This window comes from Bradyrhizobium sp. STM 3566 (assembly GCF_045571445.1).
Taxonomy (GTDB): Bacteria; Pseudomonadota; Alphaproteobacteria; order Rhizobiales; family Xanthobacteraceae; genus Bradyrhizobium; species Bradyrhizobium vignae.
On the sequence record NZ_CP120692.1, the window covers coordinates 2897852 to 2912560 of the forward strand.

Genomic DNA, 14709 nt, shown 5'->3' on the forward strand with positions numbered 1-14709 from the left:
CGTTGCCGCACCACCTTGGCATGGCCGCGCATCTCACATACGCTTCCCATCAGCCCGCACAACCAATCATAACAGACGGGCAGCGAGGACACACCATGGAGCAAATCCGCGTCTGCACCCACGCAGGGCCGGGCTCGGAGCCCGTCATCAAAACCGTGCCGTGGCCGCAGGTCGGGCGCAAGGCTGCGCTGATCAAGGTCGGCGCCTGCGGGGTCTGCGGCACCGATCTGCATATTCTCAAAGGGCATTGGCCGAAGCCGCTGCCCTGGCCGTTCACGCTCGGCCACGAGCTTGGCGGCGTCATCGTCGAATGCGGCGATGAATTCACCGAGGACTTCATGAGCAAACCGCTCAAGGTCGGCTCAAAAGTAATGATCCCGCCGCTGATGCCGTGCGGACGCTGCTATTACTGCATCCATTATCCACAAACCGCCAACAAATGCCTGACGCCGGTTTATTACGGCCGCTATCTCGGCTTCGACAAGGCGCCGCATCTGTGGGGCGGCTGGGCCGAATATGTCTATGTCGATCTCGACATGTTGCCGGGCACTAAGATCTACAAGCTGCCCGATGACATGTCGCTGCGTTTGGGGGCGCTGTCGGAGCCGCTCACCTCCTGCATCCGCGCCTTCAATCGCGCGACCCGCGCAGGCGGGTTCAGCTGGGGCGACACCGTGGTGATCCAGGGCTCGGGCCCGATCGGCATTCTCGCGGTCGCCGCCGCAAAGGAGATGGGGGCAGGGCGCGTCATCTGCGTCGGCGCGCCGGAGGAGCCGCGGCTCAAGCTCGCCCGCGAATTCGGCGCGGCGGCGACGGTCAACATCGAGGAGCTGAAATCACCGCAGGAGCGCATCGCGCGCGTGCGCGACATCGTCGGCGGCTTCGGCGCCGATCTCGTGATGGACTGCTCGGGCCATCCGACCGCCGGCCCCGAAGGCATCGAGATGCTGCGCGATGGCGGCACCTATGTCGAGATGGGCCAGTTCACCGACGCCGGCTCGATCGAGACCTCCTGGCATCGCATCTGCACCAAGGACCTCAACGTGCTGGGATCCTGGGGCTTCACCGGCAACGACCTGCCGCTCGGCGTCGACATGCTCTATCGCACGCGTGACAAATATCCGTGGCTGAAGATGCAGACGATCTATCCGTTCACGGAATCGGGCGTCGCGCAGGCGGTGAAGGACGCGATGGCGATGAAGACGGTGAAGTCGACCATCGTGCCGTGGCCGGAGCTGGTGGAATAGGCGATGCCGTCCATCCCGCCCGATCTCGCGGCATTCCTGGTCGAGGCCAAGCGACGCACTTATGCGGGCCTCGACGACGACGCGACCATCGCCACGCCGCTGCTCACCGGCTCGAAGCAGCTCGAGCACCGCGCGCCATCGGTTTCACGGCATCGAGACAATTGCGCGGCACGATGGTACACCGCTTTATGAGCTGCGTTATGGTGGCGGCCTGCTGCGATAGATAAATCCGTAGCCCGGGATGGAGCGGAGCGTAATACGGGGACGCCTGGTCCCGCATTCCGCTTTGCTCCATGCGGGCTACAAGTCGGAGCCTTGAACGAGTGACGAAATGACCGACGAAAAGACACCCGAACCGGCCCGGCGCTCCCCCTTCAACTCCATCCGCGCAATCGATTACACCGTCATCTTCGTGCGCGACATGGCCGCGATGCGGCGCTTCTACGAGGACGTCCTCGCCTTTCCGCTCTCGCGCGAGCTGTCGCCGAACTGGATCGAGTACGGCCTCGGCAGCAACACGCTGGCGCTGGCAAGACCGAGCCGCACCGCCGCCGATGCGCCGATTCCGGCGGGCAGCGCCTCGCTGCAGCTGGCCTTTAGGGTTTCCGTGGCCGAGGTCGATCAATGCGCCAATGAACTCGCGCGGCATGGCGTGGCGCTGCTGTCGCCACCGACGAACCAGTCTTTCGGCCACCGCACGCTGTTCTTTCGCGATCCCGACGGCAATCTTCTGGAGGTCTATGCGGAGATATGAGGACGTTGGTCTGACTTCACCCTCTCCCCTTGTGGGCCCCCTTGTGGGAGAGGGTGGCTCGCCGCAAAGCGGCGAGACGGGTAAGGCATATCTCTCCGCGCCTGAGCCTCTTTCGGTCGTTGTTCCCAGAGATACCCCTCATCCGGCGCCACAGCCGAAGCTTCGCTTCGGCGTTCTCAGGAACGGCGGCCGAAGGCCGCCTATCCCACCTTCTTCCACAAAGGGAGAAGGAAGAGCGCAGTTGGGGCGCCCTTCGCCCAAAAAGGTCCACCAGGAATTCGCAAGTTATTCACGTCGAGGTGAAACTTAGGCCCCAGTTCCGGCTTTCAGTTCGCGGGAGAGGTATCGTGAAGCGAATCCTGAAACCCGTCACTTACATCCTGGCTGCGGTCTACCTCCTGGTGGATGCGGTCTTCATGGCCGTGGCACGGCCCATCGCCCGCTGGATTGGGCGGCATTTCGAATTCAAGCGGTTGCGCGACTGGATCAGGGCGCTTCCGCCTTATCCGTCACTCGCCTTGTTTTCCGTCCCCGTCATCATTCTCGAACCGATCAAACCGGTCGCTGCCTACCTCGCTGCAACGGGGCAGTTCGTGACCGGTGCGGTGACTTTCATCATCGGCGAACTGCTCAAGCTCGTGCTGGTGGAGCGCCTGTTCCATCTCACGCGGGACAAGCTGATGCGGATTCCGGCCTTCGCCTGGACCTACGGGAAGGTCGCGGCGATGAAGGCGTGGCTGCAGGCGACCGAAGCCTGGCGCGCCGTCCGAGCCTTGGCCCGCGCTGCCAAGGACACTGTTGCGCGGGCAAAAGCCAAGCTGGTCGGCAGCTTCACCAGGCTGGAGACCTCGAGGGACTAGACCAGAGACAACGGCGTTGCTCGCTAGGCGAGCTTGCGCGCAGCGGCGGTCGCCGTGTCGCCCGTATTTGGCGTGCCGGTCGGTTCGATCAGCATGAGATGAACCTCCTCGCGGGCCACTGGGCGATGCTCGACGCCTTTGGGCACGACATAGAGCTCGCCCGGACCGAGCGTCACCGTGCGATCCCGCATTTCGATGTCCAGATGGCCCTTCAGGACCAGGAAGAAATCGTCGGTGTCGTCGTGCTTGTGCCAGGTGAACTCGCCCTTCACCTTCACCACCATCACGTCGCAATCGTTGAAGGTCGTGATTGTGCGCGGCGACCAATAGTCCCCAAAGGTCGCCAGTTTGTCGGCAAGCGATATGCTGTCGGCCATGTTTCACCCGTTGCTCCCGCTTGGGGCACGATTTGGGGGCGCGTGGCGGGCGCGACAAGGCCGTACGCGTTCATCGGTCGATCCTGCCCTGTGGCGTGGATTCGGAGATCTCACGACAGCCGGCTTCTATTTGACGTATCCGGACAACATCGCCTGCGCCCATTCCGGGCGGTTGTTGGCGAGCGCGCGTGCCGAGGCGGCCTCCCAGTCGTATTCGAGGGCGAGAAGTTCGACTTGCCAGCCCCTTTTTCCCTTCGTGATGATCGCATACCGGGCGTGAGGCGAGCGGTGTTCCAGTTTCGCGGCAAAGGGAATGTCCGCGAAGACCGGGCATCCGACGCTTCCGGGATTGAGGACCAGACACTCGCGCGGACCGTGAATGACGGCTTGGCGGTGGCTATGGCCACACAGCACCACGCGCGCCGTCGGCTCGCTCGCAAGGCGCGTCGCCAGAACTTCGCGGCGTGCCGGCACAAAGCGGCCGTCGTCGAGCGTTTCCTCCATCAGGCACGCCGTATCGTCTTCGGGCGTGCCATGGCAGGCCAGGATCCCTTCGTCCAGCCGATTTTGGGGAGGCAGGCTGTGGAGCGCGCGCCGTTGCTCCGCAGTCAGTGCGCGACGCGCAAACAGGCCTGCCGGCGAGAGCTTGTCGTCCGGAAACTCCTCAATCCAGCGATCATGGTTTCCGCGCACGGTCGGCAACGCCAGCGACTGGAGGGCTTCGAAGGTTTCTCTCGGCCACAGCGGGCTGGTGACGCAATCGCCGAGGTTGACCGTGCGGTCGACGCCCCGCGCCTTGATGTCGGCCAGCACCGCCTCAAGCGCAGCAAGATTGCCGTGGATATCGGAAATGACTGCCAACCGCATCGTCGTGCTCCCTATTCTGTTTTATCTGAACTTAGCTCTGCCGGGTCGCAGGAGGATCAGCCGATGGCCGCAGGTGCGTTTGACGGACGGCGTCACTTGGTCATTCCCATCCGATCCGGTGGGTCTCAGGTTAATGGAGGTGGCCGTAAAAATCCGCTGCAACCTTCCGGCGCGGTGCTCTCCATCAAGCCATGCATCATAGGCATGGTGATTTCCGACCCTTTGGCGTAAAGAGCGCCCAGATCAAATCAGCGTGCGGCCGGGCCGTTTGCCGCGCACGCAGCTCAGGTCCGCAGGATCACCGTTCCGCGCCTGAATCAACCAAGGTTCTCCATCCCGTGTCTTTTCCGGCCCTGACCCCGCCGCTCGCCCGCGCTTTGGCCGAGCGGAACTATGATTCACTGACCCCCGTCCAGCTCGCCGTGCTCGCCCACGAAGCGACCAGCCGCGACCTCCTGGTGTCGGCCCAGACCGGCTCCGGCAAGACCGTCGCTTACGGATTGGCGATCGCCAAGAATCTCCTCGATGACGCCGAGCAGTTCGGACCTGCGGCCGCGCCGCTCGCCCTGATTGTGGCGCCGACCCGCGAGCTCGCGCTTCAGGTTCAGCGCGAGCTCGCCTGGCTCTACGGGCATGCCGGCGGGCGCGTCGTCTCCTGTGTCGGTGGCATGGACCCGCGGCGCGAGCAGCGCGAGCTGGCCGCCGGTGCGCACATCGTCGTCGGCACGCCCGGGCGGCTGTGCGATCATCTGCGCCGCGGCCGCCTCGACATCTCCCAACTCGCCGCCGTCGTGCTCGACGAGGCCGACGAGATGCTCAATCTCGGCTTTCGCGAGGACATGGAGTTCATCCTCGAGACCACGCCGGAGACGCGCCGCACCCTGCTGTTCTCGGCGACCTTTCCGCGCGGCATCGTCGCGCTTGCGCGGCGATATCAGCGCGATGCGTTCCGGATCGAGGTCGCCGGTGACGAGGGTGGTCACGCCGATATCGAGTATCGCGCGATCCGCGTCGCGCCCGCCGACGTCGAGCACGCCGTCGTCAACGTCTTGCGCTTTTACGAGGCGCCGAGCGCGCTGGTGTTTTGCAGCACGCGCGATGCCGTCAGGCATCTGCAGGCCGCGCTGTTGGAACGCGGTTTCTCTGTGGTCGCGCTATCGGGCGAACTGACGCAGAACGAGCGGACGCTGGCGCTGCAGTCGCTGCGGGACGGACGGGCCCGCGTCTGCGTCGCGACCGACGTCGCTGCCCGCGGCATCGACCTGCCGAGCCTCGACCTCGTCATTCATGCCGATCTGCCCAACGACGCCGAGGTCATGCAGCACCGCTCCGGTCGCACGGGACGCGCGGGCCGCAAGGGGACGAGCGTCCTCCTGGTGCCGCCCGCACGTCGGCGGCGCGCGGAACTGCTGCTCGATCTCTCGGGCATCGATGCGGCCTGGGGTACCGCGCCGCAGGCGGACGAAATCCGCAAGCTCGATCACGAGCGCATGAAGGACGTGCTGTTCACCGAGGAGACGACTGCCGACGACCTCGCTCTCGCGCATGCACTATTGGCCGAGCGGTCGCCCGAGGACATCGCCGCCGCGCTCGCGCGGCTCTATCGCGCGCGGCTGCCGGCGCCCGAGGACATCATCGATCCCGGCGAGCGAAGCGGTAAGCTGCGCGAGGAGCGCGGGCGTGACAGATTTGAAGGCGGCGACGATCGCGTCAAGGCGCGATCGAAGCCGGGGAAAGCCTCCTCGAAACACGCCATGACGGAGGGCAGCGTCTGGTTCCGCGCCGCGATCGGGCGGCGCAAGAATGCCGAGGCACGCTGGCTGCTGCCGATGATCTGCCGCCGCGGCGGCATCGACAAGCGCGACATCGGCGCCATCAAGATCATGGATACCACGACCGAGTTCGAGATCTCCGAGCGGGTCGCAGATTCGTTCGCCACCAAGATCAAGCGTCCGGACAAGGAAGACAGCATTCGCATCGAGCCGATGGCGGACGTGCCCCGCCGGCGGGAAGATTCGGAGGCGCACCCTCACGCCTTGCAGCGCGAGGCCGGCGATCATCGTGAACGGCGCCACGATCGCCCGCGCGAGGCAAGTGGAGCCAAGCCACGCAGCAGGGCTCATGGTGAGCGCGTGCCGAAATTCGCCGATGCTCCTTCCTTCGGGAAGAAGAAGAAGGACAGGCCGGGCCACCCGGAGCCGTCGGTCACGCCCTGGCGGGTGAAGGGTGCATCGGGAAAGAAGGCCAAGAAGAAGCGTCGCGGTTGAGCTTCTGTCGTTCCGCGCTGACAGGAGCGATGCCGCCGGACTGCACCGGCGACATCATCTGAAAGTCGGGTGTGAGTTCAGCGGCCGCCGCCGCCACCGCCACCACCGCCGCCACCACCACCGCCGGCATCGCGCATCGACGAACTGTAGCGCGGGTCAGTCTGCTTCATGTAGGTCGGCGAGGTATCGTCGGTGAGGCGAACGACGCGGCGTGCACGGCCCGGGTTCGTCATTTCGACGACGCTGCCGCAGCTTTCGAACAAGGCAAATTCGCAGCCGTAAGATCGGGCCTGCGCCGCATTGGCACCGGTCGCGGTGAGCGCGGCCGTTGCAACGCATGCAAGGAAAGCAACTTTCGACAATGTGAGTTTCATGGACATTCTCCAGCCTCGGTTCGGCGAGACCGGAACGGCTCGCACATACCTTCGACGGAGGCTGATCCGGCCCGGTTCGAGGGAGCGGCTTCACGCCCACGTGAGCCGACCGGGAAGGGGGCGTCACGTCGCGGCGAGGTCGCGCAGCATGTATGTCGTGCCTTCGCCGTACGATTCGAGCTTTGTACGCAGCTCCGCATCCGCAGTGACGGCCCGAAAGCCGACACGTTCCCACAGCGGCCGCGTGGCGTAGACCGAGACCAGCGCCAGCGTCGCGATGTGCGACGCGCGCGCCAGCCGCTCGATCTCGGCAACATAATCGCGTGCAACGCCGCCGCGAAAGCCGGACAATACGGCGAGGTCGTGCAGGTGGAGGCAATCCGCGCGATCGGGCAATTCGTGCAGGAAGCTGTCGAGCGGCGGAATCCGGTATTGCATCCAGGGATGCGTCAGTCCGTAGCCGACGATGCCTTCATCTGCGCCGAGCACGCGGCAGCCAGCCGGGTAGAGCCGCATCTTCTCCGCGAGCACCTCGGCGCGCTCAGGCAGCGCAGGGTGGATGCGTGCCGCAAGCGCGCTGATCGCAGGCAAGTCGCAGGTGTGCGCGGGACGCCAGTGCGTCTTGCTCATGTCGGTCCGTCGTTCCGTCTGGTTAGACCAGTTTATTCAGTTCCGCTGCCGTGCCGCTATCTCGGATACGTCTTGCGCGCGATGCCGCGCATCGGGGCCGCGGAGGCTATCTCAGCCCCTCATACACCATCAGCCCGCGTGCGACCTGCAATTTCCGGATGGCGCGCGGCAAGAGCTTCTCGGGCTGGTGCAGATAGCGCCAGGAGGTGAGGGTGAAGGCGGAAAGCGTGCCGCATTCGTCGTCGAACGGCGCGAGCACGCCGGTCACGCTCACCGGTGTGTGCGGACGGGCGTTGAAGGGGAGCAGCAGCAGTTCGAGATGCGCCTTGCTGCCGTCCTCGCGCGCCGCGGTGATGCCGGCGATCGCACCCAGCGTCTCGTCGGCGACGATCGTCGCAATCTCCTCGATCTCGCCTCGGCTCGCATCAGCGAATAGCGCCGCAAAGCTCTGATCCTTGAGGTCGCGCCCTGCCAGCGCGCAGACGCGCGTGCCGGCGACGCGAAACGGGAAGCCGAGGCTCGGCTCACAGGACAGCACGAAGATGTCGCCGAGCAGGCCTCGGACCGCGGCCGGGTCGATGTCGGCCCGGTCAGGGGCCCGCGCAGTGCCGCGCTTCTTGTCCCAATACGCGAAGAACGTGCGGCTCGACGGATGTTTCATGACTGAACGCTCGCCCGGGGTGCAACCTCGAAGGGACAAACCTGTCCCGCTTCAGTGCACCCGCGATCCCTTCTGTTGTTGTGCAGGAGGGGATTTGCAGCGTCCATGCCGCGCGCGCGTTTTCGGGCCTCTTATGCCAGCTTTTGCGTCGTTAACGTTAAATTAACTATGCGCTTGGTGTCGGCCGCGCGCCTGCTATGGTGACCGCGGTCGCAAGCCTCGCCGCTTTCTCCAGGTTCTCGGCGGGGCCTGTACTTAGGGGCGTCAAACAGCTTGGTCACGATCGCGGGGAGGGGTGGGGATAGCCTTATCTCTCCGGCCACCGGAAGACCGACACGGACAGGCAGGGCTTTCCCAGGGCCCTGCCTTTTCCTTTTTAAACCCTTCGTGTCCCGGACGCGCTGCAAACGCATAGCGTTGCTGCGCAGAGCCGGGGCCCAGCGACGGATCGGGCCGGACATCTCGCAGCTTGTCCCTTTGTGCACTTGCGCAGGGGCGGTAAAGGCGACTATCTCCAAGCTGTCGCTCCGATTGCCCGAAAGCGAAGCCGCCTTGGATTCCCCGCAAGATTCGTCACCGAACATGCCGGCCGCCGCTGAGGAGGCTCCGCGCGAGCCGATCTTGACGCTGCCGGCGGCGCTGACCGCCTATATCGCCCTGCTGGCGCTGATCCATCTGCGGGTGCTGCTGCCGCCGGAGCTCGAGAACTGGACCATCGACGTCTTCGGCTTCATTCCGAAGCGCTACGATTCCTCGCTGCTCAATTTGCAGATTCCGGGCGGGGCGGGAGCGAAGGTGTGGACTTTCGTCACCTATTCGCTGCTGCATGCCAATCTCACCCATCTCGGCTTCAACGTGCTGTGGCTGCTGCCGTTCGGCAGCGCGCTGGCGCGGCGCTTCGGCGCGGTCAGGTTCTTCGTCTTCCTGGCGGTGACGGCGGCGGCCGGCGCGCTCGCCCATCTCGTGACCCATGAGCATGCGGTGGCGCCGATGATCGGCGCTTCGGCCTCGGTCTCGGGCGCGATGGCTGCCGCGATCCGCTTCGCCTTCGCCCGCGGCAGCTTCTTGTCGTTCAGCCGATCGGATGCCGATACCGCCGCGAAGGTTCCTGCGCTGCCGCTGTCGCGTGCGCTGCGCGACGGGCGGGTGGTCGGCTTCCTCGCCGTGTGGTTCGGCGTCAACATCATCTTCGGCGTCGGCGCGATCGGCATCGATGCCGAAACCACCAGCGTCGCATGGCAGGCGCATATCGGCGGCTTCTTCGCCGGCCTGTTGCTGTTCGCGCTGTTCGATCCGGTGCCGCGCGTGCGAAGCGATGCTGCGGATGCGTCATCACGGGACGTTTCTGACCGTGCTTGAAGGTGTACTTGCAGCGCGGCCCGAATTCATCCATCATTCCCGGGAAGAATGTTCCGGAGCGACAAGCCCATAGGGGCAACGTTTCGACAAGCGCGCGAGCGTGAAACCCGCGCCAAAACTGTTAGTTGAAGACTCGCAGATCAAAGTTCGGACCGCCACAAGGCGGACGGCTCCGATTCAGGGAGGCGACAATGACGGTACGTTCCATTCTGAATACCAAGGGCCACCAGATCGTGAGCGTCGAGCCCGACGTCAGGCTGGCGGCCGCGATCAAGCTGCTCGGTGAGAAGAAAATCGGCGCAGTGCTGGTGATGAACCAGAGCCGGCTCGAGGGCATCCTGTCGGAGCGCGACATTGTGCGCGTGCTCGGCGAACGCGGCGCCGGCGTGCTGGAGGCGCCGGTCTCGGAGGTGATGACCCGCAAGGTGGTCACCTGCAAGGAGACCGACACGGTCGCCGAGCTCATGGAGATGATGACGACAGGCAAGTTTCGCCATCTGCCCGTGATCGAGAACGGCAAGGTCGTCGGCCTGATCTCGATCGGCGACATCGTCAAGCGCCGCGTCCAGGAATACGAGGCCGAACAGGAAGCCCTGCGCGACTACATCAAGACCGCCTGACCGGCGTTACTGAGCGGCCTTACTCGGTGGCTTTGGGCGCGGCGCCCTCGGGCGGCGGCGCCAGCACATGGATCGCTTCCTGGATCGAGTCCAACGCGCGCTCTGCCGCGCGTACGCCGTGCGCGATCAGATCGTCGGCGCGGTGGAAGTCGAACCAGCCGAACTGGCCGACCCGGGGCGTGATCAGCATGTCGGGCGGATCGCCGGCGAGGCGGGCGCGGGTGATGCGGTCCTGCATGATGTTGAAGGCATCCACCATCACCGAGGAGATGCCGGGGCGTCCGCCGCCGCCGAAGAACTCACGTTTCATGGTCTTCTCGGGCGAGAACAGCCGCGGGAAACGCCGTTTGGCGGTCGTCTCCTCGGCCACCGGCGCGACCGGTGTGGGCATCGCGCCGTGCGAATAGATCGTCGTGGAATGGGTGAAGATGTCGCTGGAAAGGTTTGCCGCGATGACGATTTCGGCGCCGAGCGCGCGCGCGGCCGAGACCGGCACCGGATTGACCAACGCGCCGTCGACCAGCCAGCGGTCGCCGATCAGGACGGGCGAGAAGATGCCGGGCAGGGCATAGGAGGCGCGCATCGCGTCGACCACGCGGCCGCGGGTCAGCCAAATCTCATGGCCGGTACGGACTTCGGTCGCGACGGTCGCGAATTTGATCGGCAGGTCTTCGATCAGGGTCTGGCCGATCGCCTCTTCCAGCCGGGTAGCCAGCTTCTCGCCGCCAATGAGGCCCGAGCCGTTGAGGCGGATGTCGAGATAGCCGAGGATGTTGCGCATGCCTTGCAGGCTGCGGCCCCATTCTTCGAACGTGTCGAGCTGGCCGGTCGCATAGGCCCCGCCGACCACGGCGCCAATTGACGTTCCGACCACGACGTCGGGCACGATGCCGTTGCTGAGCAAGGTCTTCAGGATGCCGATATGGGCAAAGCCGCGCGCCGCGCCGCCGCCGAGCGCGAGGCCAACGATCGGCCGGCGGATGCTGCCGAGACCAATTTTCTCGCCGTTCGAGCCGTTCGCGCTCCGACCTTTCAAGATGTCCAGCACCGAAACTCTCCTACGCCGGGCCAGCCCCAACCAACCACCAGACTAGGGACCGTTCCTGGACTTCGCCATCTCGCGGGCGAAGCATGGTTTATGTCGCTTTGGGAAGCGCACAGGGCAGGAGTATGGCAATGGACGGTTGCTGCAGGGATAATCACGCAGGCGTCAACCCAGTTCCAGGGAAAGAAGGGGCCGTAACAGAGGCCGTATTTCTTGGGGTTTCAGAGGCTTGAATTTGCCGCGTTTTCGGTGAAAAGCAGGGAACATGACACGCGGGGGTGACGGCATCATCGGATCGCGGCGCAGTGGCAGGCTGCTGCCGGCGCTGATCCTTGCCGCGTGCCTCGTGACCTCGGGCCAAAATGCGGCGCAGGCGCAGCTTTTCTCCGATCGTCCGCCGCCGGTGCCGCCGGCATCGGTGCCCGACCCCGGCGGCGCCGTCAGCCTGGCACCGCCCTCCGGGCCGGGCGCCGGAGTCCCGAGCCTGCCGCCGACGCTGATGCAGCCCGCTACGCCCAGCATGCCGCCGCCCGCAGTCACGACCGTGCCACCGGCCGCGCCGCTGAATGCGGCCGTGCCAGGGCAGGGTGTGCTGTCGCTGACGGCGAAATACGGCAAGGACTCGGCCCCCATTACCAGCGGCCTGGTCTGGCGCGTGTTCGCCGACCGTCCCGACGAGAACGGCACCTTCAAGCTGCTCCGTGAGGATCGCAACGCCGCGCCGAACATCGTGCTGCCGCCGGGCAATTACGTCGTCCACGTCGCCTTCGGCCTCGTCAGCGCGGTGCGCACCGTCAGTCTGAAGGCCGAGACCGACCGCCAATCCTTCGTGCTGCCGGCCGGCGGTCTGCGCATCGAGGGCCGGGTCGGCACCAGCCGCATTCCGCAGAACCAGATCTCGTTCGCGATCTACAAGGGCAGCCAGTTCGAGTCCGGCGATCGCGCTGCGTTGGTGCCGAATGTCGCCGCCGGCGATGTCGTGCTGATCCCGGAAGGCACCTACTATATCGTCTCCAACTATGGCGACGCCAATTCCGTGGTGCGCTCCGACATTCGCGTTCAGGCCGGCAAGCTCACCGACGTCACCATCACCCATCGCGCCGCCGTCATCACGCTCAAGCTGGTCAGCGACAGGGGCGGCGAGGCGCTCGCCAACACGGCCTGGTCGGTGCTGACTCCGGGCGGCGACGTCATCAAGGAATCGATCGGTGCTTTCCCGCGCGTCGTGCTCTCCGAAGGCGAATACCGCGCCATCGCCAAGAACGAAGGCAAGGTCTACGAGCGCGGTTTCAACGTCGTCAACGGCGTCGACGGCGAAGTCGAGGTGGTCGCGCGCTAAGCCGCCCGCAACGAGACGTTCGGCACAAGAATTCTCATCGCGCGCATGGGTGTGCATCTCCTAATACCGCCGCTTCCGGTATGGGTTCTGCCAAGCAACTGCTCTTCAACCGCTGTGTTCTGTCTTGTCTTGGCAGCGCTACCAGCTTGGAGCCAACAAACACCGGCGGCATCGCCTTATTCCAGCAGCGGCGCGCCTGCCGCCCACGACCGGTGGAAGATACGCATTTGCTGCAATCAAATCTTATTCTCTTTCCATTCTGCTGCGCTATATGTCGGGCGTCCGTCTAACGGGGAAGGCCGGAGCAGGCGCATGCCTTGCGAGACCGGCACGGAGCAGGGGACCAGGCTCGTCGGCATGTTCGAAGTGATCCTCACCAGGCGCAAGCGGTTTGGCTGGCGGTGGCAGGTGCGCGACCAGTCCGGCAAGATATTTGCCGACGGTTTCGAGCGCACGCGTCCGTCCGCCAAATATCAAGGCGAGCGCGCGTTGTTCTTCCTGTTGTCCCAGGCCTATTTGCGCAACCGGTCAGCGGCCTCCAGCGAGGATCAGCGGCGTCCGTAGCCCCGATGGAGCGCAGCGCGATCCGGGGCTGGTTTGTCCGCTTGGATGGATTCCCGGATTCCGCTGCGCTCGATCCCGGCCACAATCCCTTGCGTTGACCGTCGGGCAAAACACGCGAGCCATGGGTCAACGCACCCGGCCAAAAATATTCCGCTTTACCGAAATTCGGAAACGACGTATGTCTCGCCGCAATCCGGCCCAAGGAAGAGGGGCGTATCGCGATCGTCACGAACGCGGGCCGGACGGCGGTGGACGTGGGTTGCACCGGCGCGAAGGGTTTTGCGGGGCGGGCAACCGTGAGCGAAGACCTCGCGCCAACGACGGGTGCGGTTCGCGTACGGCAAAATCGTGTGGTCCTGGCGCCCGGGGTCTGTGCGCCAAGTGTTGCGGTGATGTGGCGGCCCGACCGGGCACGTGCATCAGCCATCCGCAAGGCGACGGGGGCAATAGTGCATCGCTCCCCGGGGAGCAACTGTGTTGAAGTAGCCCGGCGATCGGCCGGCCTCAAGGCTGGCGCTGGCGCGCCACCGCCTCCGGCGGCTTCCGGCCTTGACCCCGTCCGCTCGCCGGTCTTCAGGGCGTGCAAGCGCTCGGCGGAAGCCGAGCGGAGTTGCTCACTTCGTACCGGCCGGCGTCCCATTTCTCGCCGCGTGCGATCATGACGTTCAGGATCACGATCAGCTTGCGCATGCAGGCGGTGAGCGCAACCTTCGGCTCCTTGCCTTTGGCGATCAGGCGATCGTAAAAGGCCTTGAGCACGGGGTTATGCCGGGTCGCGGCTCCCATGGACGCCATGTAGAAGACGTTGCGGACCTTGCGGCGTCCGCCCTGGATATGACGGACGCCCCGACGTTTGCCGCTGTCGTCGTCATAAGGCGCAGCACCCAGCAGGGCCGCGGCCACTTTGTTGCCTATCTGGCCGAGTTCCGGCATCGCCCCGATCAGTCCGGCGGATGTGCCCCCGGCAAGACCTGGTACGCTCTCGATGATCTCGGCGAGTTCGGCAAAACGCGGTGTGGTCTTGATCAGGGCTGCGATCGCTGCTTCCAGCTTGGCAATTTCGGCGGCGAGCCGCTTCAGCAGGCGATTTTGCATCTTCTGCACGACGTCAGGAGTGGAATGCTCCGTCCTGTTTCGCAAGCTCGTCTGCACGTCAATCAGAGCCTGGCGCGCACTCACGATCTGCGCCAGCTTCTCGCGTGCCGCATCGTAGGCTTGCCCCCTTGCCTCAATGAAGGTCTCGGCGAACCAGGCAATCATCTCCGCATCGATCGGATCGTTCTTGGCGAGCTGTCCAGCCGATTTGGCGAAGTTGCGCACCCGCTTTGGATCCACCACCAAGCCTTCGATACCATCCTGGCGTAGCACCTTGGCCCACTCCCGCTCATAACCACCGGAAGCTCTCCATGGCGGCTTTGCCGACCTTGTGCTTGCGAAGCCAGCGGATCAGCGCTCGCCGACCTTCTGGGCTGCTCGCGAACGTCTGCCGTTGTGACAATGAGCGAATGCACACATCCACCTTGTCCTTGGCCACGTCGATGCCAGCGACAAGGACGTCGTTTTGTGCCATCATCTACTCCCTTCCTTGCTCGGTTCGGGCTCGAAGCCCATGCAACTGTTCGGGTTGAGGAAGACCACCGGATCTGTCCCTCGCTCCCCGACAGGCTCAAGGCCTTTGAGCACGAACGGGCTCAGATCCAGCGACGGGCGGTTTTGCGAGAACCGCCCGTTCGCACATTCTGGCA

General features: G+C 64.9%; 17 protein-coding genes. 9 read left to right on the top strand and 8 right to left on the bottom strand.

Annotation, left to right across the window (positions count from 1 at the left end; translation table 11 throughout):
• Positions 1–95 precede the first annotated feature (95 nt).
• The 4 genes from P6U27_RS13750 to P6U27_RS13765 all read left to right on the top strand — a co-directional run bounded on the left by P6U27_RS13750 (position 96) and on the right by P6U27_RS13765 (position 2861).
• Positions 96–1247, top strand: coding sequence for a zinc-binding dehydrogenase (locus P6U27_RS13750; protein ID WP_407194209.1), 1152 nt, complete (start codon positions 96–98; stop codon positions 1245–1247).
• 3 nt (positions 1248–1250) lie between these two features.
• On the top strand, positions 1251–1439 hold the full coding sequence (locus P6U27_RS13755; protein WP_407194210.1) for a hypothetical protein: 189 nt from the start codon (positions 1251–1253) through the stop codon (positions 1437–1439).
• A 139-nt stretch (positions 1440–1578) separates the two neighbouring features.
• Complete coding sequence (locus P6U27_RS13760; RefSeq protein ID WP_129145775.1) at positions 1579–2001, top strand: VOC family protein; 423 nt, start codon at positions 1579–1581, stop codon at positions 1999–2001.
• A 347-nt stretch (positions 2002–2348) separates the two neighbouring features.
• Positions 2349–2861, top strand: a complete 513-nt coding sequence (locus tag P6U27_RS13765; protein WP_407194211.1) for a hypothetical protein — start codon at positions 2349–2351, stop codon at positions 2859–2861.
• A 23-nt stretch (positions 2862–2884) separates the two neighbouring features.
• On the opposite strand, the gene P6U27_RS13770 is transcribed toward P6U27_RS13765, so the two are convergent.
• Positions 2885–3238: a cupin domain-containing protein gene (locus tag P6U27_RS13770; RefSeq protein WP_122402609.1), complete on the bottom strand. Its 354-nt coding sequence runs from the start codon at positions 3236–3238 to the stop codon at positions 2885–2887.
• A gap of 126 nt (positions 3239–3364) precedes the next feature.
• On the bottom strand, positions 3365–4105 hold the full coding sequence (locus P6U27_RS13775) for a metallophosphoesterase family protein (protein WP_407194212.1): 741 nt from the start codon (positions 4103–4105) through the stop codon (positions 3365–3367).
• 338 nt (positions 4106–4443) lie between these two features.
• Here P6U27_RS13775 and P6U27_RS13780 point away from each other — a divergent pair, with 338 nt between their 5' ends.
• Positions 4444–6372, top strand: a complete 1929-nt coding sequence (locus P6U27_RS13780) for a DEAD/DEAH box helicase (protein WP_407194213.1) — start codon at positions 4444–4446, stop codon at positions 6370–6372.
• A gap of 77 nt (positions 6373–6449) precedes the next feature.
• Here P6U27_RS13780 and P6U27_RS13785 read toward each other — a convergent pair whose 3' ends face one another.
• From P6U27_RS13785 to P6U27_RS13795, 3 genes are all read right to left on the bottom strand, one after another.
• Positions 6450–6746 (bottom strand): hypothetical protein, encoded by a 297-nt coding sequence (locus P6U27_RS13785; RefSeq protein ID WP_122402612.1) that lies wholly within the window; start codon positions 6744–6746, stop codon positions 6450–6452.
• 123 nt (positions 6747–6869) lie between these two features.
• A complete protein-coding gene (locus P6U27_RS13790; RefSeq protein ID WP_122402613.1) occupies positions 6870–7376 on the bottom strand; it encodes a GNAT family N-acetyltransferase in 507 nt (168 codons plus the stop codon).
• 106 nt (positions 7377–7482) lie between these two features.
• Positions 7483–8037, bottom strand: a complete 555-nt coding sequence (locus P6U27_RS13795) for a PAS domain-containing protein (RefSeq protein ID WP_122402614.1) — start codon at positions 8035–8037, stop codon at positions 7483–7485.
• Between the two features lie 582 nt (positions 8038–8619).
• Between P6U27_RS13795 and P6U27_RS13800 the strand changes: the two genes are divergently transcribed.
• The gene (locus P6U27_RS13800; RefSeq protein ID WP_122402615.1) at positions 8620–9396 is read left to right on the top strand and encodes a rhomboid family intramembrane serine protease; all 777 of its coding nucleotides are present in this window, start codon (positions 8620–8622) and stop codon (positions 9394–9396) included.
• 191 nt (positions 9397–9587) lie between these two features.
• A complete protein-coding gene (locus tag P6U27_RS13805; protein ID WP_122402616.1) occupies positions 9588–10016 on the top strand; it encodes a CBS domain-containing protein in 429 nt (142 codons plus the stop codon).
• A gap of 19 nt (positions 10017–10035) precedes the next feature.
• On the opposite strand, the gene P6U27_RS13810 is transcribed toward P6U27_RS13805, so the two are convergent.
• A complete protein-coding gene (locus tag P6U27_RS13810; protein WP_129146395.1) occupies positions 10036–11064 on the bottom strand; it encodes a patatin-like phospholipase family protein in 1029 nt (342 codons plus the stop codon).
• Positions 11065–11326: 262 nt separating this feature from the next.
• On the opposite strand from P6U27_RS13810, the gene P6U27_RS13815 reads away from it, so the two are divergent.
• Positions 11327–12400, top strand: a complete 1074-nt coding sequence (locus P6U27_RS13815) for a hypothetical protein (protein ID WP_407194214.1) — start codon at positions 11327–11329, stop codon at positions 12398–12400.
• 312 nt (positions 12401–12712) lie between these two features.
• Positions 12713–12964, top strand: coding sequence for a hypothetical protein (locus P6U27_RS13820; RefSeq protein ID WP_407194215.1), 252 nt, complete (start codon positions 12713–12715; stop codon positions 12962–12964).
• 573 nt (positions 12965–13537) lie between these two features.
• Here P6U27_RS13820 and P6U27_RS13825 read toward each other — a convergent pair.
• Together P6U27_RS13825 and P6U27_RS13830 are read right to left on the bottom strand one after the other, a co-directional pair.
• Positions 13538–14332 carry an IS110 family transposase gene (locus tag P6U27_RS13825; protein ID WP_407194216.1) on the bottom strand — a complete coding sequence of 265 codons (795 nt, stop codon included), beginning with the start codon at positions 14330–14332 and terminating at the stop codon, positions 13538–13540.
• A 16-nt stretch (positions 14333–14348) separates the two neighbouring features.
• The gene (locus P6U27_RS13830; RefSeq protein WP_407194217.1) at positions 14349–14537 is read right to left on the bottom strand and encodes a hypothetical protein; all 189 of its coding nucleotides are present in this window, start codon (positions 14535–14537) and stop codon (positions 14349–14351) included.
• Positions 14538–14709 lie beyond the last annotated feature (172 nt).